Here is a 19,855-nt window from a genome sequence, read left to right as displayed (position 1 = left end):
GGGCCGCCCCACCGCGCGCCGTCCTCACGTGAGGTGGTCGAAGTCCCCGCGCACCCACGCCGCGTGCCGGTCCGCGGACCGGCGCACGACGCCCCGCGCACCCACCGGGATCACACCCTCGAAGTTGTTGTAGAGCCGGTCGAACGCGAACCGCTCGACGTGGGTCGCGACCCGGTCCACCACGGCCCCCGACAGCGGGATGCGGTTCGGGTAGGAGCGCATGAAGCTCACCGACGTGCGGTCGGGGTTCGCGAAGATCGTGTCGCCGCTGAGCAGGACACCGCGGCCCTCGGCGCCGGCCGCCCAGTGCACGACCGCGCTGCCCGGGAAGTGCCCGCCCGGCTGGGAGAGCGTCACACCGGGCAGGATCTCGCGGTCCTCGGACCACGTCTCGATCACCGGGTCGGGGCGGGCGACCCACCCGGCGTCGGCCTCCGCGACGAGCACCGGGACGTCCCCGAGCGCACGGCTCCACTCGACCTGGACGCCGAACATGTGCGGGTGGCTCGCGACGACGGCCACGACCTCGCCCAGCTCGCGCACCCGGCGGACGGCGTCGTCGTCCAGGTACCCGACCGGGTCCCACAGCAGCATCCCGGCCGGGGTCCGCACGATCTTGGACTCCTGCCCGATCCCCACCCCGGGGTGCCCCGCGAGCGCGAAGAGGTCCGGTTCGAGCTCGGTCACCGACACCTCGTGCCCCTCGGCCGCGAGCTCGTCGAGCGTCGTCCACGCCTGACCGTCCGCGGGCACCCACTGGCGCTCGTCGGCGCAGATCGCGCACACCTCGGGACGGTCCGCGTGCTCGACGGCGCACGTCCGGCAGATCCACCACGTCATCGGGGTCGTCCTCTCCCTCGTCGAGCCCTTGTCATGCCCGGCGCGTCAGCGGCTCAGCGCCTCGGCATCCTGCGGCTCGTCGTCACCGGCACCACCCGGCACACCACCGGCCGCGTCCCCCGCGCCACCCACCGTCGGCACGTCGAGCCCGCGCAGCGGGTACGCCCAGAAGCAGAGCCACGCGAGCCCGGCGACCACGAGCGGCACGCCGCCCATGAGCACCCGGATCCCGGTCGACACGGTCTCCGGCTGGGCCGCCACCGTGAGCCCGGCGTCGTAGCCCGTCGCGCCGAGGACCACGGCGATCACGACCGCCTGCACGATCACCGAGCCGCGCACCACGAACCCGTTGACCCCGAAGTACATGCCCTCGCGGCGGAGACCGGTGCGCCGCTCGTCGTCGTCGATCACCTGCCCGAGCGCGACCTCGAGGAGCTGCATCATGCCCGCGACGCCGATGCCCACGAGCCCGGCCACGGCCATGGCCCCCGGCAGCGAGCCGGGGAGCATGAACAGCCCGACGGCCACGCCGTACGCCGCGACGGACCACAGCAACGCCCGGCGCGGGCCGACCGTGCGGACCACCCAGGACCAGCCGACGATCGAGGGGATCGCGACGACGAAGATCGGCGCGAGCACGAGCGTCGCGTCGGCCTCGGCGCCGCCGAGCACGTAGCGCACGTAGAACGGCACCGACGCGAGCAGGATCGCGGTCGTGGACTGGAGCAGCAGGGACCCCAGGACGTACGTCACGAAGGCCTTGTTCGCGAACGTGTACCGGAGCTGGTCCCGCAGCGGCAGCGCGGCCTCGCGAGCCCTGACCTCGACCTCGTCGACGGGCCGCTCGACCATGCCCGTGAGGGACCACACGAAGAACGCGAGGCACAGCGCGCCCAGCACGAGCCCCATGCCGACCCACCCGAGCGGCGACCCGTAGAGCAACGGTGCCGCGGCCGTGCCGAGGATCATCCCGACCAGCCCGAAGATCTGGCGCGGCGTGTTGCCGCGGGCGCGCTCCGCCGTCGTGCGGAAGATCTCCGGGAAGAGCGCCGAGGTGTTGAGGACGACCGCGACGTACGCGACGTCGTAGACCGCGACGACTACGAGGAACCAGACGAGCAGACCCGCGGGGCTGACCTCGGGAGGCATCCACAGCAGCGAGAACGCCGCGACGAGCGGCACGATCCCCAGCCCGATCCACGGGACACGCCGCCCCCAGCGGGTGCGGTGCCGGTCGGAGGCGGCGCCGACGAGCGGGTTGAGGAGCGCGTTGAGGATCCCGTGCGCGACCATCGCGCCCGCGACCCAGCCCGCGGGGACCTTGAGGTGGTCGACGTAGAAGAACACGACGAACGCGGAGAACGTCTGCGCCATGAGGTTCGCGGGGAACGCCGAGGCGCCGTAGGCGAGGGTCTGGGCGCGCGAGGGGAGGCCGGTCAGGCGACGGTCGCGCAGGGCCGTGAGCGCGCTCATCGAGCACCCCCGACGGCGTCGCTCGCCCGGGCGACCGGGGTGCCCGAGGCGTCGCGCGCCCGGGGTGCGAGCCCGCGCTGGACGTCGCGGAGGTCGCGCCAGCCGACGCGCACGATCCCCTCCTCGGCGAGGGTCGCGGCGACGTCCGGGTCGGCCAGCAGCCGGCGCTCGAAGCCGCGCTTGGCGACTGCGTGGTCGGCGACGTCGCCGAGCTCGTCGTCGTCGAGCATGGGGTGCAGGAAGACCTCGGTGACTCCCGGTGCGGTCGCGCGGAGCAGATCGAGGAAGCCCGCCTTCATCGAGGCGTAGTCCTCCTCGTCGGGCGTCCCCTCCCCGAGCAGCTCGAACGGGTGCGTCGCGAGGTGGTCGAGGATCACGACGCCGGCCGCGTCGGCCGCGGCCGCGGCCTGGTCGAGCGACGAGCGGTAGGTGTCGGGCAGTCCGAGGCCGACCGTGCGAGGCAGCCGGAACGGCAGGCCGTGACGGGCCGCGAGCTCGAAGACCTGCGGCAGGAAGCTGCGGCCTGTCTCGAGCCCGTAGACCGAGCCCATGTGGTTGTCGAGGTGCGTGACGTCCATGCCTGCGGCGAGCGCCGCGTCGAGCTGGGCGGCGAGCTCGGCCGCGACGTCCGCGTCGCTCGCCCGGAGCTCGACGCTGCGGCAGTCGGCCGGGAAGTATCCGGCGTCGTCGACGAGGGTCGTCCCGACCCCGGTGAGGGGGCGCCACCGGTACCGGGTCCACTCGCTCGTGAGGACGAGGTGCACGCCCAGGTCGAGGTCGATGCGGTCGGCCGCGAAGGCGAGCGCCTCGGGCGCCCAGGGGCACGGCACCATGAGCGTCGCGGAGTCGAGGTGACCCGCGACGAGCAGCTCGGTGATCGCACGGTTGGCGGCGCGGCACATGCCGAGGTCGTCGGCGTTGAGGATCAGCGCCCGGGCGTCCGGCGGGAGGCCGAGCCGGGTCACGAGGTCAGAGGGTGCGCGCATCGTCGACCCCTCGGGAGGAGAGGCCGGTGGCGAGGTCCGCGTCGAGGGGCGCGTCGTCGTCGGTCAGGTCCTCCGACTCGGCGGCGCGCCGGACCGCGGCGCTGAACGCCTGGTCCCGCAGCGTGTCCCGGGCGAGGGCCGCCGCACCGAGCAGCACGGCGTCGTCCGCGACGGCGCTGGGTTCGACCACGATCGGCAGGATGCCGACCCGTTCGGTGAGGTAGGTCTGGACGCGGCCCAGGACCGCGTCCTCGCGCGCGACGCCCGCGAGGACGATCTTCTGCGGTTCGAGCAGGAGCGCGACGGACGCGATCAGCACGGCGAGGCGCCCGGCGAGCTCGTCGACGACCGCGACGGCGCGCTCGTCGCCGTCGGTCGCGAGGTCGAGGACCTCGTGCGGTGCGAGACCCGCGGGCAGGCCCGCCTCCTTGGCCGACGCCTGGAGCGACGCGGCGCCGACGCTCTCGGCACCGAGCGCGCGGCCGGGCTGCGGGAGGAACGCGACCTCGCCGGCCCCGCCGGACGCGCCGCGGTGCAGCTTGCCGTCGATGACGATGCCTGCACCCAGCCCGATGCCCAGGCGCAGCAGGACGAACGAGTCGAGGCCCTTGCCCGCGCCCACGCGCTGCTCGGCGATCGCCGCGAGGTTGACGTCGTTCTCGAGGACGACGGGGCATCCGAGGCCTTCTTCGAGGGCGGCGTGGAGCGTGGGTCCGCCTTTCTCGAGGCCGGGGACGCGGCGCACCATGGCGTGGTCGGCGCCCACGATCGCCGGGAGCCCGACGACGGCGCACCGGATCGCGACGGACTCGGCGCCCGTGTCGTGGCGCACCGCGGCGACGCAGTGCGCTGCGAGCTTCTCGACCGCGCTCGCGCGCGCCTCGGGCTCCTTCGCGGACAGCGGCTGCTCGGCGCGGGCGCGGACGCGGCCGACGAGGTCGACGAGGGCGACGCGGACGCGCACGTGCCCGATGTCGACCGCGAGCGCGTAGCCGTGCTCGGGGTCGACGCGGTACAGCGTGGCTGCGGGGCCGCGTCGGTCGTGGTCGAGGCCGGCCTCCTCGACGAGCCCCTGCTCGACGAACGTGCGCAGCGCGAGGGCCACGGTGGTCTTGGACAGGCCCGTGGCCGCGACGATCTCGGGCCTGCCGAGCGTGTCGTGGGCGTCGAGCACCTCGAGGACCGCGCGGGCGTTGATCTCCCGGAGCAGTCGTTGATCTCCTGCAAGAAGCATGTCTACCGTTCTCCGTCGACGGTCGTTCCCCCGGACATGGGTAGGTCGGAAACCTCCCTACCCGGGCGAGAGTACCCCGCAGAAGTTCGGGACCGCTCGGCGAACGAGCAAGGTTCACCCCGCACCCCCGCCACCAGGGCCTGCGCCGGACTCGGGGTTGACCCCGAGGGCGAAATGGGGGGAACACCCGATGTCGCCCCGAGCCCCTTCCGTCCTAGCCTCGATGGTGGTGGGCCCCGCCGGGGGGTGGGGCCCCCACCACCTCACGAACACCTCGGACACGACGAACAGGGGATCGACATGCGGACCACGAACCGGCGACTGGTGACGGCGGGCCTGGTCGCCGTCACGGCGCTCGCGCTCGGGGCGTGCGGGTTCGGGTCGCGATCGATCGCGACCGACACCTACACGGTCACGGACGAGATCACGTCCGTGCGCCTCGACCTCGGCGCCGGGTCCGTCGCGCTGCGCGGGGACGCGGCGGCGACCGAGGTCGGCATCGAGCGCACGGTCGACTACGCGGGCGCCTACCCCGAGCAGGAGACGCACCGCGTCGAGGACGGCGTCCTGGTCCTGTCCGGGTGCGGACGGCACTGCTCGGCGAGCTACTCGGTCGACCTGCCCGCGGGGCTGCCCGTCACGGGCAGTACCGACCACGGCAGCATCGACCTGACCGCGACCGGCGCGGTGGACGTCGAGACGTCCAACGGGTCCATCACCCTCGCCGACATCGACCACGGGATCGTCGCGCGGACCTCGAACGGCAAGGTCACGGGGACGCGGCTCGGCGGCACCGAGGGCGTCGACGCCGAGACGTCCAACGGGGCGGTCGAGCTGACCCTCACGACCCCGCAGGACGTCCGGGCGACGACCGACAACGGCAGGGTCGAGGTCACCGTCCCCGACGGCAGCTACCGGGTGCGCGCCGAGACCGACCTGGGCGGCACCGACGTCACCGTCCCGGACGACCCCGACGGCGAGTTCTCGATCGACGCGTCCTCGTCCAACGGGCGGGTCACGGTCTCGCGAGGCGCGTGACCCAGGCGGGGCGCCGCGCGTCGTCGACGCGCACGACCACGTCGGCCGTCCGCTCGGGCGCCACCTCGGCCCGGTAGCGCTCGTACGCGGGCAGCGTCCAGGCGTCCGCGGGGGGCGTGCGCCGCGCGAGGGTCGCGTCCTGGAGTGCCAGGTGGACGGTCAGGTCGACGTCGAGCCCGCGCCCCAGCGACAGGGACCCGTCGAGCAGGACGACGAGCCCCGGTGGCGCCTCGACGTAGCCGGCGCGCGTCGAGCGCGAGGTCACGGGGTCGCGCAGGCTGGGCAGGTAGCGTCCCTCCCCCTGCGGCCCGACGGCGGTCAGCACCTCCCGGTTCAGCGCCTCCACGTCGATCCACTCGTCGAGCAACGAGTCCGGGTCCTCGTGCCCGTGCTCGAGCCGCAGCGACGCGGGCCGCAGGAAGTCCCGCACGCTGACGCGCGCCGTCGGGCGGCCGGCGACACGCAGGGGTTCGACGAGCGCGTCGGCGAGGCGCTCCGGGCGGGTCGAGGGGTGGCCGTCGACGAGGACCCTCGTCGACGGCCCGTCGCCGCGCAAGCGCTCGACGACGAGCGCGGCGACCCGTGCGACGAGGACCTCCTGGCTGACCGGCTCGACACGCACCGGGCCAGGATGCCACGGCGCCCTCCGCGCGACGAGGGACCGATCGCCGGCCGAACCTCGCGGGACGGATCCCGGACGCCCGACCGGCGGCCGGCCCTGCGGTCGTGCTCAGCGCATCCCGGGTGTCACTCGACCGCGGGCACGGTGGGGACGCGGGCGAGCGCGGGAGCCGTGAGGGCCGTAGCCGTTCGCGGACGCGTCCCCGAGGAGTTCCTCGACCCAGCGGACGGACAGGTGGCCGACCGTCGCGATCTGGTCGGTGGACGCCCCGTCCAGCGCCGCGGCCCGCACCGCCGCGGCCACGCGTTCGACCTCCTGCGGGCCGGGTACCTCGGGCAGGTCCGCAGCGAGGCCGGCCAGACGGTCGAGCGCTGTCGTCGGCGGCGTGTCCACGGCAGGAACGTACCAATGCAGCGCGGAGTGCGGGCTGCCCGGACCCGGAGCACGGTGGGAGCCTGTCGACCGCTACCAGGAGGCGTCCACGATGACCACGTTCCCGAGGATCCGGCAGGTAGTGCTCGACACGACCGACGCCCGCGGCCTCGCCGAGTTCTACCGCGCCCTCTTCGGCTTGGAGTACCGCGCGGGCGACGAGCCGCCCGCGACCGGCCGGCCGGACCCTGCCGGCGCGGACTGGCTGGTCCTGCGTTCGCCGGGCGGGGTGCCGCTCGCGTTCCAGCAGGTCGAGCACCTGCTGCCGTCGACCTGGCCCGAGCCGGCCGTCCCTCAGCAGCTCCACCTCGACTGCACGGTCCCCGACCGGGAGGCCCTCGACGCCCAGCACGAACGCGCCCTGGCGCTCGGCGCCCGCCTGCTCCGCGACCGGTCGGACGACCCCGAGGAGCCCCTGCGCGTCTACGCGGACCCGTCAGGTCATCCGTTCTGCCTCTTCGTGGGCTGACTCTCCGCCCCGCCTCCGGTCAGGCCGCGTCTGCGCGGTCCCCCACCGGCCGAAGCCGTCACAGCTCCTCGACGTCGATCAGCCACTGCGCGATCGTCCGGTCCTCGATCGTCATGCGGTACGTCTGCCCCGGGTCGATCGCGTCGTCCAACCGGCTCTGGCGGGTTTCGTTGACCCCGAGCAGGCCGCACGACGTGCGCACGTCGTAGTACGTCCGGGAACGGTTCGCGTGCGGGGCCACGTCGCTCTCGACGACGCAGGTCTGCTCGGTCGTCGTCCAGCTCGCGACCCAGACGACGACCGGTGTCGTGACGACGACGGCCGCGACCGTCCACCCGGCCACGACCTTGGGGATACGCATGGCGTGGAGGATATCGAAGCCCGCCTGCGGCAGTCGGCGTGCCCGCCGCCGAGCGCCTGCCCGCTCGCCGTGCGCGGAGGGTGCGAGCCGTCGTCGGGCAGCAGGGCCGGGCGACGCTCAGGCGGGCTTGGTCGCCTTGCCGTCCAACCACAGGGTGTCCGACTCGTCGCGGTGCGTGCCGGTCGAGCCGACGTGCTTGCTGTCGATCGTCGGGCCCTTCTTGATGACGTGGACGATCGCCATCGCGTGACCGCGGCCGAGGTCGTAGTCCTCCTTGAGCCACTCGACGATCACGCCGGCCTTCACGGCCGGGTCGTCGTAGCCCTTCTCGTGCGCGATCGCCACGAGCTGGCGCGGGGTGAGGCCGGTCTTGTCCTCGACGGCGTCCAGGTAGGCCTGAAATGACATGGTGCTCCTCGTGTCGGGTGGGTGGGGCGGGTCGGGGTGGTGGCTGGCCCGGTGCGGCTCAAGCGGTGCCGAGCACCTTGCGCAAGCGCTGGGCGAAGGCGGCCGGGTGGTCGACGAAGCCCGTGTGGTCGCCCGGGAAGAGCGTGGTCGTGGTGCCGAGCAGGGCCGCGAGCGCCGTCGACGTCCGGTCGCAGAGCTGACCCGTCGAGTCCTCGCCGACCCCGACGAGCACCACGAGCGGCCCCTGGCCCCTGACCTCGTGGTGGAGCGTGGCGCCCGGGCCCTGCAGCGTCCGGGCGGTCGCGGGGGAGGTCGCGGAGGCGGCCGGGGTGTCAGTCACAGGAACCTCCAGGAGTGCGCAGGACGGGTGGTCGAGGGGGTGGACCGTGCGGAGGGTCGGAACTCATCGGTCGCTGCGGCGCCAGCCTCACACCGTGAGCACGCCCGAGGCGTCCCTGGCGCGCGCCGGTCGCCGCCCGAGCCCGACCGTGATCAGCCAGATCGCGAGGACCACCTCGAACAGACCTGCCGGGACGGCGAGGACGAGGCCCGCCCCCGTGACCCCGAGGAGCTCGAGCACCGAGCCGAGCGCGAAGAGCGCGTAGCCCACCGCTCCCCAGAGCGCGATGCCGCGTGGCAGCAGTGCCGCACGGAGCAGGGTCACGCACAGGACCACGCTGCCCGCTCCGAGCGTCACCATCCCCAGGGCGTACGCGGCGTCGTCCAGAGCGACGAGCACCCCGCTGACGAGCGGGTCGCCCTGCGCGGCCGCGAGCGCCCAGAGCGCTGCCCCGCCGACGGCGAGCAGTGCGGCCTCGACGACGCGGGCCACGAGGTAGGTGGTCGCGGCGACCGGGCTGCGGTGGGAGAGGACGGGGACGAAGAGGATGCCGATGGCCAGGACGGCGAGGGAGTTCGCGAGGATCAGCACGACGCCTGCGCCGAGGGCGGGCGTGACCCCGTCCGTCCCCGGTCCGACGGCGGACGTGGCACCTGCCGCGAGCAGGCTCCCGGTTCCGTAGAGGGCGAAGGCGGACAGGAGCAGGATGCCGATCGCGGTGGTCGTGCGCCGGTCGATCTGGGTCGTGGGGTGCTCGGACATGGTGCCCTCCAGGTCGGACATACGGTGTAAGGCTGGATTCCCGACGCTACCATACGCTGTAAGGTGACTCCATGGCCCGATCCCCCCTGACCCGAGAGCGCGCACTGCGCGCCGCCGTGCGCCTTGCCGACGAGGCCGGCCTGGAAGCCCTGAGCATGCGGCGGCTCGCCACGACCCTCGACGTCGAGGCCATGTCGCTCTACCACCACGTCCGCAACAAGGGCGAGATCCTCGACGGCATGGTCGACCTCGTGATCGGGGAGATTGCCTCCCCCCGCCCGGGGACCGGCTGGCGGGCCGGCCTCGAGGAGGTCGCCCGCTCGACCCGGACCGCTCTCGCACGACACCCCTGGGCGACAGCGCTGCTCGACTCCCGGTCCACGCCGGGGCCTGCGCGTCTCGCGCACCTCGACGCCATGATCGGCGTGCTGCGCCGCGACGGGTTCACCGTCTCCGCGACCGGGCACGCCCTCGCCCTGTTCGACAGCTACGTGCGCGGCTTCGCGCTGCAGGAACAGGCGCTGCCGGTCCCGGCCGACGGCGACATGGCCGACGTCGCGACCGGCGTCATGGCCCAGCAGGAGTCGATGGCGACGTCGTACCCGCACCTCACGGAGATGGCCACCGAGCTCGTGCTCCGGCCCGGGTACGCGTTCGGCGACGAGTTCGACGTGGGCCTCGCCGTCGTGCTCGACGGGATCGCGGGCTTCGCACCGCCGAACTGACCCGCCGCCGGGCCGGCTACCGCCCGAGCAGCGTGTCGATCTCGGCCATCTCGGCCGTCTGCACGTCGACCATGACCTGCGCGAGGGCGCGGAGCTCGGCGTGGCCGCCACCCTCGATCTCGCCCTGCGTCATCGCGATCGCGCCCTCGTGGTGCGAGTGCATGAGCTCGAGGAACGTCGTCTCGGCCGCGGCCACCGCGGTCGCGTCACCCGTGCTCGCGTCCGCGAGACGTTCGAGGGAACCCATCTGGTCGCTCGTGAGCATGCCGTTCGCGACGTGCACGGAGTGCATCTGCATGAGGTCGTCCATCCCCCAGGCGTCGGCCCAGCCGCGCATGGTCCCGATCTCCTCGGTCTGACCGTCGAGGATGCGCTGCGCGAGGTCGCGCGTCGGCTCGCTGACCCCGTCGACGGCCAGGATGATCTTGCTCATCTCGACGGCCTGCTCGTGGTGCGGGGTCATCATCGCGACGAAGTGCGTGTCGACGTCGTTGACCTCGGCAGGGGCACCCGCGGAGCCGCTCGCGGCGGGCGCGCCCGCCTCCCCCGAGGACGACGCGCTCCCTGCCGAGCAGCCCGCGAGGGCGGCGGTCAGGACGAGCGCGGTGAGGGCGGCGGGCAGCTTCTTCATGAGGACTCCGGTGTGTCTCGGGATCGCCGGGGCACGCGGGCGCCGGTTCCGGCGAGCGTCCGCCCAGGGTAGGTGCGAAGCCTGGGAGCCGGCTGTGCCCCGGACGGGTGGCGCGCCTCCGGGATCACCCTGTGGATCCCGCGCCCGGGGGGTCGCCGCCACAGTATGGTCAGCGCACTCGACGAGGAGGCCACCGTATGACTTCCCCCCGCTCCACAGACCACCGTTCGGCCACGACCACCGTGGCGTGCACCGCCGACCGGGCGGACCTCCCGCCCCTGCTCACCGGGTGGCGGCGCCTGTGGACGCGCCCGGCCCTCATGCCGTACGTGCGGCTCGTCGTCCTGGTCCTGGCGATCAACGTCGCGGCCGCCGTCGCCCTGCTCCCGGGCACGTCGACGCCCGCCCGCCTGGACCTGACCCTCACGGCGGCGGCGCTGAACCTCGGGGCTGCGGCCGTGATCCGGCAGCAGCACGTCGTCAACCTGCTGTTCCGCGTCGCGACGAGCGCACCCGTGACGTGGCCGCTGCGCGTCCGCGCCGGGCTCGCGAAGGTCTACCACCTGGGCGGTATCCATGTCGGGGCCGCGATCTCCGCGACCGCGTGGTTCACGGTGTTCGCCGCGACGGCCCTGAGCCCGACCGGGCAGGGCCTGCTGTCGGGGCCGACCCTCGGGGTCGTCGTCGCGCTCACGCTGCTGCTGCTGACGATCGCCGCCCTGGCCACCGCGCCGCTGCGCCGCAGGCGCCACGACCTGTTCGAGACGAGCCACCGGCTCGGCGGCTGGTCGACCCTCGTGGGGTTTGGGGCCCTGACCGTCCTGTTCGCGCACGACCTCGCGCCGAGCGACCCGTGGGCCGCGATCCTCACGGCCCCCGCGACGTGGGTCCTGGCGGTCGTGGTCGTCTGCGTGGGGCTGCCGTGGCTGCACCTGCGCAAGGTCGCGGTGGACGTGCACACGCCGTCGTCCCACGTCGCGATCGTGCGCCTCCACCACGACCCGCGGACGTTCGTGGGGTCCTCGACGACGATCGCCCGGCACCCGCTCGGCCAGTGGCACCCGTTCGCGAACCTCGTCACGCCGAGCCGCCCCGAGCTGCGCCTCGCGATCTCCCGGGCGGGCGACTGGACGGGGTCGTTCATCGACTCCCCGCCGGACCACGTGTGGGTTCGTGGCGTGCCCACGGCCGGGGCAGGGAACGTCGGCAAGCTCTTCCGCAAGGTCGTGTGGATCACGACGGGCAGCGGGATCGGCCCGTGCCTGCCCAGCCTGCTCGCGGGCGCACCCGCCCACCTGGTGTGGGTCACCCGCACGCCCGATGCCACGTTCGGTCCAGGGCTCGTCGCCGAGATCACGGAGTCGCTGCCGGACGCCCTCGTGTGGGACACGCGCGCCCTGGGCAAGCCCGACCTCGTGGCCCTCGCGCTCGACGCGGTGCGCACGACCGGCGCCGAGGCCGTCATCTGCATCTCGAACCGTCCCACGACGTTCGAGGTCGTCGAGGGCCTCGAGTCACGGGGCATCCCCGCGTTCGGCGCCATCTGGGACTCCTGAGGCGCGTCGCCCTCCCCCCGCCCGACGGCGTCACGCGCGTGGCGCCGTCGGGCTGCGGCGGGCTCAGCGCGTCAGCGCGTGTCGCACGTCAGCCGCGCCCCGAGCGTGACGGCCGCGACCACGGCAGCTGCGGCGACGAAGACGACGTCCTTGAGGATGTACTGGCCCAGGAGCGTCATGCCGTCGCCGAAGAGCTCGTCGGGGAAGAGCACCACGGGCGACATCATGCCGACCAGCGCGACCGAGAGCACGACCAGGCCCACCTTCAACCATCGCCCCGTGAGGAGCGTCAGCCCGATGACGGTCTCGACGACCGCCGTCAGGACCACGGCCGCCGTCCCCTCGACGACGCCGAATGTCAGCGCCCCGACGGTCTGCGTGACGATCTGCTCCGCCGGGCTCGCCCCGGGGAAGAACTTGAGCACCCCGAACCCCAGGAAGACGAGGCCGAGCGAGACCCGGAGCGCGGGAACCGACCACCGCGTCAGGTGGACGGCCAGGGCGACGACCACGGCGTCGCACCGTCCCCGGAGCCCGGGCCGCGCTGGCAGTGCGATGGTGTGGGGCGGCTGCGGTGAGGTCGCCGCGGCGGGCGTGGCAGGCGAGGTCGGCGCGGGCGACAGCAAGGTCTGGGGTCCGGCAGCAGGCATCTGTTCTCCTCGTCGAGAGCGTGCGGACACGCGGCGCTTCGCGAAGAAAGCACCGTGACGTCCGGATATGTGATGGCTCGGCGAGCGTAGCCACCGCGGATGAGGACCAGATGAGGCCGGGCTCAGCCCGCGAGACGCGCGTGCAGGTGCATGTCGTACCAGCCGTCGACGTGCTTGCCGCTCTCCCGGAGCGTGCCCTCGGGCGCGAACCCTGCGGCGAGCGCGACCTTGCACGACGCCTCGTTGCGCGTCGAGTGCACGAGGCACCGGTACGGGAAGATGGATTGAGGAGTTGCTAAACTCGTCAAGTCTTCAGGAGGTCCTGTGCCCACCACCGCCACCACGGCGCCGCTCTACGCGATCAAGGCCGAGCTGTTCCGCTCCCTCGCGCACCCCACCCGCATCCAGGCGCTCGAGGTGCTCAGCGCCGCGCCCCACCACGAGGCCCCCGTGAGCGACCTGCTCGCCGCGACCGGCGTCGAGGCCTCGGTCCTGTCCCAGCACCTCGCGGTGCTCAAGCGCGCCGGCGTCGTGACGTCGTCGCGCACGGGCAACACCGTCGTCTACCGGCTGAGCAGGCCTCTCGTCGCCGAGCTGCTCGTCGTCGCACGCGCGTTCCTGCGCGAGACGCTCGACGCGTCCGGGCGACAGCTCGCCGCTGCGGACGAGCTGCCTCCCCTCCAGGGGGAGAGCGAACGGACCGGGCAGTGACACGGACGCCCCGGCCGTCAGGGCCGACCCTGCCCGTCGGCTCGACCCCGCCGACCCGCTCCACCCGCTCAGCCCGCTCGGCCCGTTCCGCCCGGTCCCCGCGCGACCTGCTCCCCTCGCGCGCCGACGTCGACCTGCGGCCGCGGACGCTGCGCGCCGACCTGCTGGCGGGCATCACGGTCGGCGTGGTCGCCCTGCCCCTCGCCCTCGCGTTCGGTGTGAGTGCCGGGGTCGGTCCCGGTCCTGGCCTCGTGACGGCCGTGGTCGCGGGCGTCGTGGCCGCGGTGTTCGGCGGCTCGCGCGTCCAGGTGAGCGGGCCGACCGGCGCGATGGCCGTCGTCCTCGCCCCGATCGTCGCCCAGCACGGCCCCGCGGCCGTGCCGCTCGTCGCGATCCTCGCGGGCGTCGTCGTGCTGCTGGCCGGGGTGACGCGGCTGGGGCACGTCGTGACGTTCATCCCGTGGCCCGTGGTCGAGGGGTTCACGGCCGGGATCGCCGCGATCATCTTCCTCCAGCAGGTCCCCGCGGCCCTGGGCGTCTCGGGCGCGGTGGGCGGCAACCCGCTGGTCGTCGCCGTCGACTCGGTGGTCGCGGCGTTCGCGAACAGCCCCGCGGCGCTGTGGACGCTCGGCACCGTGGCGCTCGTCGCCGTCGTGATGCTGGTCCTGCCGCGCGTCGCGCCCGCCCTGCCCGCGTCGCTCGTCGCGGTCGTCCTCGCGACCGTCGTCGTCCAGCTCACGGGCGCCCCTGTCGCGCGGATCGGGGCGCTGCCCGACTCGCTGCCGCTCCCGACCGTGCCGCCCCTCGACGCGGGCATGCTGCGGTCGCTGATCGGCCCCGCGGTCGCGGTCGCGGCGCTCGCCGCGATCGAGTCGCTCCTCTCGGCCCGCGTCGCCGCAGCCATGCCGTCGCCCGCGCAGGGCGGGCCCGTCAGGTCGTCGCGCGGCCCGTCGGGCGCCACGACCGTGCCCGACGACGCCTCCCACCGCTACGACCCCGACCGCGAGCTCGTGGGCCAGGGTCTGGCGTCGATCGCGAGCGGCGTGTTCGGCGGGATGCCCGCGACGGGCGCGATCGCACGGACCGCGGTCAACGTGCGCGCGGGTGCCCGCACGCGGCTCGCGGCCGTCGTGCACTCGGTCGTGATCCTGGGCGTCATCTACCTGGCGACGGGGCCCGTCTCCTCGATCCCGCTCGCGGCGCTGGCCGGTGTCCTCATGGTCACCGCGGTGCGCATGGTCTCGGTCGCGACGCTCCGTGCCGTGCTGACCTCGACCCGGGCCGATGCCGTCGTGCTCGTCGTGACCGCGGTCGTGACGATCGCGGTCGACCTCATCGAGGCCGTGCAGATCGGGCTCCTCGTCGCGGCGTTCTTCGCGCTGCGGTCGGTCGCGAAGGCGGCGGCCGTGCACCGCGAGCCACTGCCCGGGCCGGCACTGCCGGGCGACGAGCACATCGCGCTCTACCGGCTCGACGGCGCCATGTTCTTCGGCGCCGCCGACCGCATCCACGCCCAGATCCGCGACGACCAGGACGCCCTGGTCGTCGTCCTGCGGCTCTCGCACCTGCGCCTCGTCGACGCGACGGGCGCCCACGCGCTGGGCGAGCTCGTCGCGGGCCTCGAGCGCTCGGGCGTCACGGTCCTGGTCAAGGGCATCCAGCCCGCCCACCTGCCCGTGCTGACACGCGTCGGCGTGCTCGACGAGCTGCGTCACGAGAAGCACCTGTTCGCCGACCTCCCGCCCGCGATCGAGCACGCGCGCTCGCACGTCGCGCGAGCTCAGGCCGGGACCGGGTCCCCGCCCGCGAGCGCCGCCGGGGCCACGGGCCCCCGGAATCCCCTCAGCGCGTGACGTCGAGCGTCAGGAGCACCGTGACGGTGTCGCCCAGCTCGACGCCCTCTGACGCACGGATCGCGTCCTTGAGCGGCACGACGTACAGGCCGTCCTTGGCGAACAGCGACGTCGTCCAGGTCGTGCCCCCGATGCGCGCCGAGACCGGGATCATGCCCCAGCCGTAGGTCACGAGGGCCGCGACCTCGTGGATGCGGGCGCTCTCGTCGTCGGGCACGGTCACGAAGTGGAAGGGCGCGGGCCCCCGCCAGTGCCACACCTCGCCGACGGCCTCGATCTCCATCCGCCCAGCGTCCCCCGAGGACGCGCCGCCCGCCGCTCCTGCGCCGAGCGCGCAGCTCAGACCAGGATCGCGACCACGACGACGAACAACGTGACGAGGAGGCCCAGGAAGACGAGCGGGAGCGCGATGCTCCGCGTGGTGATCGCGAGCGTGACCGCGTTCAGCCCGAGGAGCGGCGCCAGGATCCCGATGAGCATCAGGTTGGTGCGCACCACGCGCCGCTTCGCGTCGTCGTGAAGGGTCAGCTCGGTCATGCGCGACATCGTTCCACGGCCGATACCAGTGTCCGGGACTGCGCCCGCGCCTCGACTCCCCTCTCCGCTCAGGCGCGGGTCGCGGTCGCGACGGCCCGCTCGAACGCGCCCGCGAGCGCCGAACGGACCGCATCCGGGGCGTCGGGGGCGCAGCGCGCGGCCACGGTCGCCGCGAGCTCGGCGAGGTGGGGCAGCAGGGCGTCGAGCTCCGGGGTCGTCGCGTCGAGCTCGTGCGCAGGCACGACGACCGTGGCGGTGATCCGTCGCCGCGACCGGGAGAACCGGACGTTGCGGACACCGGCCGGGCCGGCCGAGGGCGTGACCGAGCCGCCGAGCGCGAGCACGACGTCGAGCTCGTCCAGGCCCGGGACGTCGAGCGGGGCGCACTCGGCCTGGAGCGCGCGGCGCAGCCGGACTACCGCGCCGACGTCCCGGTCGGGGCCGCCCAGGACGTTGCGCTGCGCGAGGATCATGCGGGCGGCCCGGTGAGCGGGAGGTCGGGAAGGTTCTCGTCGAGCAGGTCCGCGAAGGTCTCGGCGAGGGTGTGCCGCTCGCCCGTGTCGTGGTCGAAGGTCACGACGGGCCCGTCGTTCGTGATCACGAGGGGATTGCCCGGGCCGTCGAACCCGATCACGAGCCCTTCGTCCGCGACGGCCCAGCCGTCCGCGCGGAAGGCGCGCGTGAGGGCCGCGACGTCGGTGTCCTCGAGCGAGGACGCGTTGCACAGGCCGTGGACGGGGACGCCCACGAAGCAGCCGCCGTGCCGCCCGACCACCTCCACGTACCCAGGGTCAAGGACCACGTCGAGGCCGCTCACGGCCTCCTCGATCTCGTCGCACGTCGAGGGCTCGCCCGCGCCGTAGAGGGCCACCGTGGCGTCCAGCCGCGCCAGGAGGTCGGGGGGCAGCACCATACGTGCAGGTTAGCCGGGGCCTGGGACAGCCCGACGGCGTCACGTGCCCGGGTGCGCGCGTCACTCCAGCGCGGGACCATGACCAGGCACGCACCACCGACCCGTGAGGCGCACCATGACTCGCTTCGTCGTCGACTCCGGCGCCGTCCTGCGACTCGTCGAGACCTCCGCCGAGGTGTCGAGCGCTCACGAGCTGCTCGCGCCGACCCTCCTTCGGTCGCAGATGCTGTCGGCGCTGCACGAGGCCGTGCACCGGGGCGATCTGTCGGTCGACGCCGGTCGGGAACGGTTGGGCCGGGTGGGCCGCCTGCCGATCCGCCTGCTCGGCGCGACGTGAGGACGACCGGGTCGTCGCGGCCGATGGTCCAATCCTCGACCGTGCACCCCGACACCGTCGCGCTCCGTCCATCAGCCGCGACCTCCACACTCACCGGATCGAACGGCCAAGGACCCGCCACCCGAACCGCCCCGTCCTCGTTGCGCTCCCGGGACCACTTGTTGAGGTTGCTGTTCATCTTGCGGATCGCAGCCGGTGTCCACGTCGCATGCAACGGATCCAGCTCCAGGTCACCGGCCGGCTCACCCTCCGACCACACCACCGACGGCGTCGGAGCAGGCCCAGGAACCTCCGGGGCACCACACCCCGCCACCACCACAACCACAACCACCCCAAGAAACGCCACCCTCGCCATCCCCGGTCGTCGCGGCCGATGGTCCAATCCTCGACCGTGCACCCCGACACCGTCGCGCTCCGTCCATCAGCCGCGACCTCCACACTCACCGGATCGAACGGCCGAGGCCCCACCACCCGAACCGCCCCGTCCTCGTTGCGCTCCCGGGACCACTCGTCGAGGTTGCTGTTCATCTTGCGGATCGCAGCCGGTGTCCACGTCGCATGCAACGACTCGGAAACGGATCCAGCTCCAGGTCACCGGCCGGCTCACCCTCCGACCACACCACCGACGGCGTCGGAGCAGGCCCAGGAACCTCCGGGGCACCACACCCCGCCAGGATCACCCCGGACGCGAGGACCACTCCGCCCCCTGCCCACCGTGTCATTGCGTGCATACCGCTTCTCCCGCGTTTCCGTCCGTCATGTCTCGGGCACTCGAATAGACATCGAGGTACTTCTGGGCCTGCTGGTCGTACGCCTCGATCGCGCCCTGCTCGGTCGCGAACTTCTCAGGTGCGATCTGGAACACGATCCGCGCTGAAAGGAACTTCATCTCATCGGCCCGGTCGATGCAGTCGGCATTCGCGTTGATCACGGCCTGCTTCTCGTTGCCGGCCCACAGCGCTTCCGCGCGTTTGCCCCCTTGCTCGACCCCCGCCGAGACGAGTTCCTCTATCGCGAGGTCCGCCACCCAGCCGACACTCTTCCCCAGGATCTGGTCGGTGCCCGGAATCGGGATGATCTCTTCGAGGACAGCGACGGGCCATTCGGCGATCTTCTGGTTGCGTGCGTCGATCGCCGCAGCCGAGGAGATGTCCACCCCGTCGGTCGCGCCGTCGACGAGCGCCTGAAGCCCCACGACACGAGCGAACACGCCGTCCCCGTCCAGGACCTCGACGCCGTCCTGGATGAACGACCCGGGAGCGCTTGCGGCCGTGCTGATCAGAGTCTGCTGGTAGTAGTCGACCGCTTCGGTCAGGTACCAGCCCGCGGCCTCGTGCTGCCCCAATGTGCCGGTGAAGTCCGCGAGGGTCTTCCGGCTGATGGTCAGCACCGAGCGGACTTCGTCCGTCCAGGGGAGGCGATCCCGCCCAGTCTTCGCACCCAAGTCTGCGGCGCCCTCGCCCCGGATGATCGCCCACTCGGTGAGCATCGGGATCTCCACGGCCAGGGCCGTCACCATCCGGATGGCCGCATCGTCAGTCAGCTGGTCGGTGGTGAATCGGGGGTTCCCGGCCAGTCCGTAGATGATGCCGCCGGAGACCTCTTCGGCCTTGGTCCAGGTCTCGGCGTCGTAGGTCCCGCTCGCGGGAGCGCCCTCCACGCTCTGCAGCGACGTCCACAGGGCCGCCGGAGTCTCGAATCCGTCGCCGGTCACGGACACGCCCCAGTCCCTCTTCCCGAACCAGTAGTCCACCCGACCTTCACCGCGCCAATCGGCCTGTGCCACGTCGTCTGGCCGACCGTCGCTGAACCAGTCGAGCGTCGCCTCGGGGTACAACGCGAGGGTGGCGAAGACCTGCTCCGCCGGGCGGTCGGACGGCATGGGATCCGTGGAGCTCGTCTCGAACCACATGAGGCTGCGACCTCCGGCGACCACGCTCGTATCGACGAGCCCCAGTTCGCCGGGGCGTCCAGGCGAGCGCTCGACCGCATCGATCTGATCTGCCATGGCGGTCGCGAACGTGGCGCTCATCGGCGTGCTCGCGCGGTCGTGGAAGAGCCACCCGATCACGGAGAGGCCGCCACCGATCGTTCCCGTGGCTCCTGTGAACATGTCCGCCGCGAACCGATCCGCAGTCTTCTCTCCCCAGCTGTGCGAGGCCGTCGCCAAGCCTTGCCGCATCGCGACCGCCAGCCCGTGGAGCGCCGCCGCGGTGACGGACTGGTCCGCGTCCGTCATCGACGTCCCGAGCGTGTTCACCAGCTCCCGCGTCCGCTCTCCGCCCAGGGACTGGAAGTAGGCGTCCATGACCGCGGGGTCCTTGCCCCACACGGTGAAGAAGTCCTGCAGGTAGGTCACGTCCCCGGCCTTCAGGTCCCCGTCCAGAGCCTGGTCGGTGAACCTGTTGTACGCCGCCACGAGCTTGGCGGTGTCCAACGCCTCGACCCCGGTGATCCCGGCGCGCGAGAGCACCTCCTTGCGCTGAGCCCACCCCGAGTCCCCCGGGATCGCCAATGCGGCGACCAACCGGTCGTCCAGCGCCTGACGCTGCACGGCCAGGTCCCGCAACGCGGCTCCGGCCACGTGCGCGTCCATCTCGGCCTGCTCGGCCAGCATCGCGCGACGCGCCTCGACCGCAGGGCTCGCGCTCCCGTCGAACCCGCCCACCGCGTACCGCATCCGCTCAGCGTCCTCGCGCACCTGCCGGTGGAACGACACCTGGGCTCGAAGACTCACGACAGCGTCCGCATACTCGTCGAGCGCAGCGTGCACGGGCCTGGCGAGCTCACCCAGCTCCCGCTGGCGCGCTCGCGCGTGCCCCGCCTCGTACTGCCACGCGTTCGCGGACTCCCCGCTCCACACCTTCGGCCCGAGCGCTTCCTGGACACCGCCGATGCCCGACTCGACCTGCGCGAGCACGTCCTCGTGCCCCCGCAACACCGCCGCGAACCCCATCGGCCCCCTCATCACCCCGGC

General features: G+C 73.2%; 25 protein-coding genes. 7 read left to right on the top strand and 18 right to left on the bottom strand.

From position 1 onward, the window contains the following. Nucleotides 1-24: 24 nt before the first annotated feature. From IE95_RS0116310 to IE95_RS0116295, 4 genes are read right to left on the bottom strand one after another with little or no spacing between them, the layout of a single operon-like run. Entirely contained in the window at nt 25-840 is an 816-nt protein-coding gene (locus IE95_RS0116310) for an MBL fold metallo-hydrolase (protein ID WP_030152758.1), read from the bottom strand. A 45-nt stretch (nt 841-885) separates the two neighbouring features. Beyond that, nucleotides 886-2,313: an MFS transporter gene (locus tag IE95_RS0116305; RefSeq protein WP_084690362.1), complete on the bottom strand. Its 1,428-nt coding sequence runs from the start codon at nt 2,311-2,313 to the stop codon at nt 886-888. Then, nucleotides 2,310-3,299, bottom strand: a complete 990-nt coding sequence (locus IE95_RS0116300) for a polysaccharide deacetylase family protein (protein ID WP_084690361.1) — start codon at nt 3,297-3,299, stop codon at nt 2,310-2,312. Before IE95_RS0116300 ends, IE95_RS0116305 begins: the two co-directional genes overlap by 4 nt. Continuing rightward, a complete protein-coding gene (locus IE95_RS0116295) occupies nt 3,283-4,533 on the bottom strand; it encodes an ROK family transcriptional regulator (protein WP_051703213.1) in 1,251 nt (416 codons plus the stop codon). The genes IE95_RS0116300 and IE95_RS0116295 overlap by 17 nt, the downstream gene beginning before the upstream one ends. Nucleotides 4,534-4,833: 300 nt before the next feature. On the opposite strand from IE95_RS0116295, the gene IE95_RS0116290 reads away from it, so the two are divergent. Then, nucleotides 4,834-5,571: a DUF4097 family beta strand repeat-containing protein gene (locus tag IE95_RS0116290; RefSeq protein ID WP_030152749.1), complete on the top strand. Its 738-nt coding sequence runs from the start codon at nt 4,834-4,836 to the stop codon at nt 5,569-5,571. On the opposite strand, the gene IE95_RS0116285 is transcribed toward IE95_RS0116290, so the two are convergent. Both IE95_RS0116285 and IE95_RS0116280 read right to left on the bottom strand, forming a co-directional pair. Further along, the gene (locus IE95_RS0116285; protein ID WP_030152747.1) at nt 5,549-6,193 is read right to left on the bottom strand and encodes a nucleoside/nucleotide kinase family protein; all 645 of its coding nucleotides are present in this window, start codon (nt 6,191-6,193) and stop codon (nt 5,549-5,551) included. The genes IE95_RS0116290 and IE95_RS0116285 overlap by 23 nt on opposite strands. Nucleotides 6,194-6,301: 108 nt before the next feature. Next, nucleotides 6,302-6,586, bottom strand: coding sequence for a hypothetical protein (locus IE95_RS0116280; protein WP_030152745.1), 285 nt, complete (start codon nt 6,584-6,586; stop codon nt 6,302-6,304). A 91-nt stretch (nt 6,587-6,677) separates the two neighbouring features. Here IE95_RS0116280 and IE95_RS0116275 point away from each other — a divergent pair, with 91 nt between their 5' ends. After that, entirely contained in the window at nt 6,678-7,094 is a 417-nt protein-coding gene (locus IE95_RS0116275; RefSeq protein WP_030152742.1) for a VOC family protein, read from the top strand. A 58-nt stretch (nt 7,095-7,152) separates the two neighbouring features. On the opposite strand, the gene IE95_RS0116270 is transcribed toward IE95_RS0116275, so the two are convergent. The 4 genes from IE95_RS0116270 to IE95_RS0116255 form a co-directional block, all read right to left on the bottom strand. Then, complete coding sequence (locus IE95_RS0116270) at nt 7,153-7,455, bottom strand: hypothetical protein (protein ID WP_030152739.1); 303 nt, start codon at nt 7,453-7,455, stop codon at nt 7,153-7,155. A 117-nt stretch (nt 7,456-7,572) separates the two neighbouring features. After that, entirely contained in the window at nt 7,573-7,863 is a 291-nt protein-coding gene (locus IE95_RS0116265) for a DUF4287 domain-containing protein (RefSeq protein ID WP_030152737.1), read from the bottom strand. A 58-nt stretch (nt 7,864-7,921) separates the two neighbouring features. Next, entirely contained in the window at nt 7,922-8,203 is a 282-nt protein-coding gene (locus tag IE95_RS20920) for a hypothetical protein (protein ID WP_030152735.1), read from the bottom strand. A gap of 87 nt (nt 8,204-8,290) precedes the next feature. Further along, nucleotides 8,291-8,986, bottom strand: coding sequence for a DUF4386 domain-containing protein (locus IE95_RS0116255; RefSeq protein ID WP_051703212.1), 696 nt, complete (start codon nt 8,984-8,986; stop codon nt 8,291-8,293). Between the two features lie 50 nt (nt 8,987-9,036). Between IE95_RS0116255 and IE95_RS0116250 the strand changes: the two genes are divergently transcribed. Further along, entirely contained in the window at nt 9,037-9,690 is a 654-nt protein-coding gene (locus IE95_RS0116250) for a TetR/AcrR family transcriptional regulator (RefSeq protein WP_030152731.1), read from the top strand. Nucleotides 9,691-9,706: 16 nt separating this feature from the next. Here IE95_RS0116250 and IE95_RS0116245 read toward each other — a convergent pair whose 3' ends face one another. Further along, on the bottom strand, nt 9,707-10,321 hold the full coding sequence (locus IE95_RS0116245; protein WP_030152728.1) for a DUF305 domain-containing protein: 615 nt from the start codon (nt 10,319-10,321) through the stop codon (nt 9,707-9,709). A gap of 197 nt (nt 10,322-10,518) precedes the next feature. Between IE95_RS0116245 and IE95_RS0116240 the strand changes: the two genes are divergently transcribed. Continuing rightward, nucleotides 10,519-11,877 (top strand): ferredoxin reductase domain-containing protein, encoded by a 1,359-nt coding sequence (locus IE95_RS0116240; protein ID WP_051703211.1) that lies wholly within the window; start codon nt 10,519-10,521, stop codon nt 11,875-11,877. 71 nt (nt 11,878-11,948) lie between these two features. On the opposite strand, the gene IE95_RS19180 is transcribed toward IE95_RS0116240, so the two are convergent. Then, a complete protein-coding gene (locus IE95_RS19180) occupies nt 11,949-12,389 on the bottom strand; it encodes a DoxX family membrane protein (RefSeq protein ID WP_036572372.1) in 441 nt (146 codons plus the stop codon). A gap of 260 nt (nt 12,390-12,649) precedes the next feature. After that, nucleotides 12,650-12,835, bottom strand: coding sequence for a GNAT family N-acetyltransferase (locus IE95_RS20565; protein ID WP_129429636.1), 186 nt, complete (start codon nt 12,833-12,835; stop codon nt 12,650-12,652). A 16-nt stretch (nt 12,836-12,851) separates the two neighbouring features. Here IE95_RS20565 and IE95_RS0116225 point away from each other — a divergent pair, with 16 nt between their 5' ends. Continuing rightward, the gene (locus IE95_RS0116225; RefSeq protein ID WP_030152721.1) at nt 12,852-13,238 is read left to right on the top strand and encodes an ArsR/SmtB family transcription factor; all 387 of its coding nucleotides are present in this window, start codon (nt 12,852-12,854) and stop codon (nt 13,236-13,238) included. Between the two features lie 107 nt (nt 13,239-13,345). Continuing rightward, complete coding sequence (locus tag IE95_RS0116220; protein ID WP_030152719.1) at nt 13,346-15,091, top strand: SulP family inorganic anion transporter; 1,746 nt, start codon at nt 13,346-13,348, stop codon at nt 15,089-15,091. On the opposite strand, the gene IE95_RS0116215 is transcribed toward IE95_RS0116220, so the two are convergent. From IE95_RS0116215 to IE95_RS0116200, 4 genes are all read right to left on the bottom strand, one after another. After that, nucleotides 15,081-15,374, bottom strand: a complete 294-nt coding sequence (locus IE95_RS0116215) for a DUF1905 domain-containing protein (RefSeq protein ID WP_030152716.1) — start codon at nt 15,372-15,374, stop codon at nt 15,081-15,083. The two genes, IE95_RS0116220 and IE95_RS0116215, sit on opposite strands and share 11 nt — an antisense overlap. 56 nt (nt 15,375-15,430) lie before the next feature. After that, the gene (locus tag IE95_RS0116210; RefSeq protein WP_030152713.1) at nt 15,431-15,628 is read right to left on the bottom strand and encodes a hypothetical protein; all 198 of its coding nucleotides are present in this window, start codon (nt 15,626-15,628) and stop codon (nt 15,431-15,433) included. Between the two features lie 68 nt (nt 15,629-15,696). Further along, nucleotides 15,697-16,101 (bottom strand): hypothetical protein, encoded by a 405-nt coding sequence (locus tag IE95_RS0116205; protein ID WP_030152712.1) that lies wholly within the window; start codon nt 16,099-16,101, stop codon nt 15,697-15,699. Further along, nucleotides 16,098-16,541 (bottom strand): SMI1/KNR4 family protein, encoded by a 444-nt coding sequence (locus tag IE95_RS0116200; RefSeq protein ID WP_030152711.1) that lies wholly within the window; start codon nt 16,539-16,541, stop codon nt 16,098-16,100. Before IE95_RS0116200 ends, IE95_RS0116205 begins: the two co-directional genes overlap by 4 nt. A gap of 115 nt (nt 16,542-16,656) precedes the next feature. Between IE95_RS0116200 and IE95_RS0116195 the strand changes: the two genes are divergently transcribed. Further along, on the top strand, nt 16,657-16,878 hold the full coding sequence (locus IE95_RS0116195; RefSeq protein WP_051703210.1) for a PIN domain-containing protein: 222 nt from the start codon (nt 16,657-16,659) through the stop codon (nt 16,876-16,878). 718 nt (nt 16,879-17,596) lie between these two features. On the opposite strand, the gene IE95_RS0116190 is transcribed toward IE95_RS0116195, so the two are convergent. After that, nucleotides 17,597-19,834, bottom strand: coding sequence for a hypothetical protein (locus tag IE95_RS0116190; RefSeq protein ID WP_129429633.1), 2,238 nt, complete (start codon nt 19,832-19,834; stop codon nt 17,597-17,599). Nucleotides 19,835-19,855: the final 21 nt, after the last annotated feature.

It is taken from the genome of Oerskovia turbata, from assembly GCF_000718325.1.
In the GTDB taxonomy this organism is placed as follows: Bacteria; Actinomycetota; Actinomycetes; order Actinomycetales; family Cellulomonadaceae; genus Oerskovia; species Oerskovia turbata.
Note: the sequence above shows the minus strand (reverse complement) of the source record. Positions and strands in the feature narration are given on the sequence as shown.

What these genes read in the sequence shown, in the direction of transcription:
- IE95_RS0116310 (WP_030152758.1), bottom strand. Translation starts at nt 840, where the DNA reads ATGACGTGGTGGATCTGCCGGACGTGCGCCGTCGAGCACGCGGACCGT.
- IE95_RS0116305 (WP_084690362.1), bottom strand. Translation starts at nt 2,313, where the DNA reads ATGAGCGCGCTCACGGCCCTGCGCGACCGTCGCCTGACCGGCCTCCCC.
- IE95_RS0116300 (WP_084690361.1), bottom strand. Translation starts at nt 3,299, where the DNA reads ATGCGCGCACCCTCTGACCTCGTGACCCGGCTCGGCCTCCCGCCGGAC.
- IE95_RS0116295 (WP_051703213.1), bottom strand. Translation starts at nt 4,533, where the DNA reads ATGCTTCTTGCAGGAGATCAACGACTGCTCCGGGAGATCAACGCCCGC.
- IE95_RS0116290 (WP_030152749.1), top strand. Translation starts at nt 4,834, where the DNA reads ATGCGGACCACGAACCGGCGACTGGTGACGGCGGGCCTGGTCGCCGTC.
- IE95_RS0116275 (WP_030152742.1), top strand. Translation starts at nt 6,678, where the DNA reads ATGACCACGTTCCCGAGGATCCGGCAGGTAGTGCTCGACACGACCGAC.
- IE95_RS0116270 (WP_030152739.1), bottom strand. Translation starts at nt 7,455, where the DNA reads ATGCGTATCCCCAAGGTCGTGGCCGGGTGGACGGTCGCGGCCGTCGTC.
- IE95_RS0116265 (WP_030152737.1), bottom strand. Translation starts at nt 7,863, where the DNA reads ATGTCATTTCAGGCCTACCTGGACGCCGTCGAGGACAAGACCGGCCTC.
- IE95_RS0116255 (WP_051703212.1), bottom strand. Translation starts at nt 8,986, where the DNA reads ATGTCCGACCTGGAGGGCACCATGTCCGAGCACCCCACGACCCAGATC.
- IE95_RS0116250 (WP_030152731.1), top strand. Translation starts at nt 9,037, where the DNA reads ATGGCCCGATCCCCCCTGACCCGAGAGCGCGCACTGCGCGCCGCCGTG.
- IE95_RS0116245 (WP_030152728.1), bottom strand. Translation starts at nt 10,321, where the DNA reads ATGAAGAAGCTGCCCGCCGCCCTCACCGCGCTCGTCCTGACCGCCGCC.
- IE95_RS0116240 (WP_051703211.1), top strand. Translation starts at nt 10,519, where the DNA reads ATGACTTCCCCCCGCTCCACAGACCACCGTTCGGCCACGACCACCGTG.
- IE95_RS0116215 (WP_030152716.1), bottom strand. Translation starts at nt 15,374, where the DNA reads ATGGAGATCGAGGCCGTCGGCGAGGTGTGGCACTGGCGGGGGCCCGCG.
- IE95_RS0116210 (WP_030152713.1), bottom strand. Translation starts at nt 15,628, where the DNA reads ATGACCGAGCTGACCCTTCACGACGACGCGAAGCGGCGCGTGGTGCGC.
- IE95_RS0116205 (WP_030152712.1), bottom strand. Translation starts at nt 16,101, where the DNA reads ATGATCCTCGCGCAGCGCAACGTCCTGGGCGGCCCCGACCGGGACGTC.
- IE95_RS0116200 (WP_030152711.1), bottom strand. Translation starts at nt 16,541, where the DNA reads ATGGTGCTGCCCCCCGACCTCCTGGCGCGGCTGGACGCCACGGTGGCC.
- IE95_RS0116195 (WP_051703210.1), top strand. Translation starts at nt 16,657, where the DNA reads ATGACTCGCTTCGTCGTCGACTCCGGCGCCGTCCTGCGACTCGTCGAG.
- IE95_RS0116190 (WP_129429633.1), bottom strand. Translation starts at nt 19,834, where the DNA reads ATGGGGTTCGCGGCGGTGTTGCGGGGGCACGAGGACGTGCTCGCGCAG.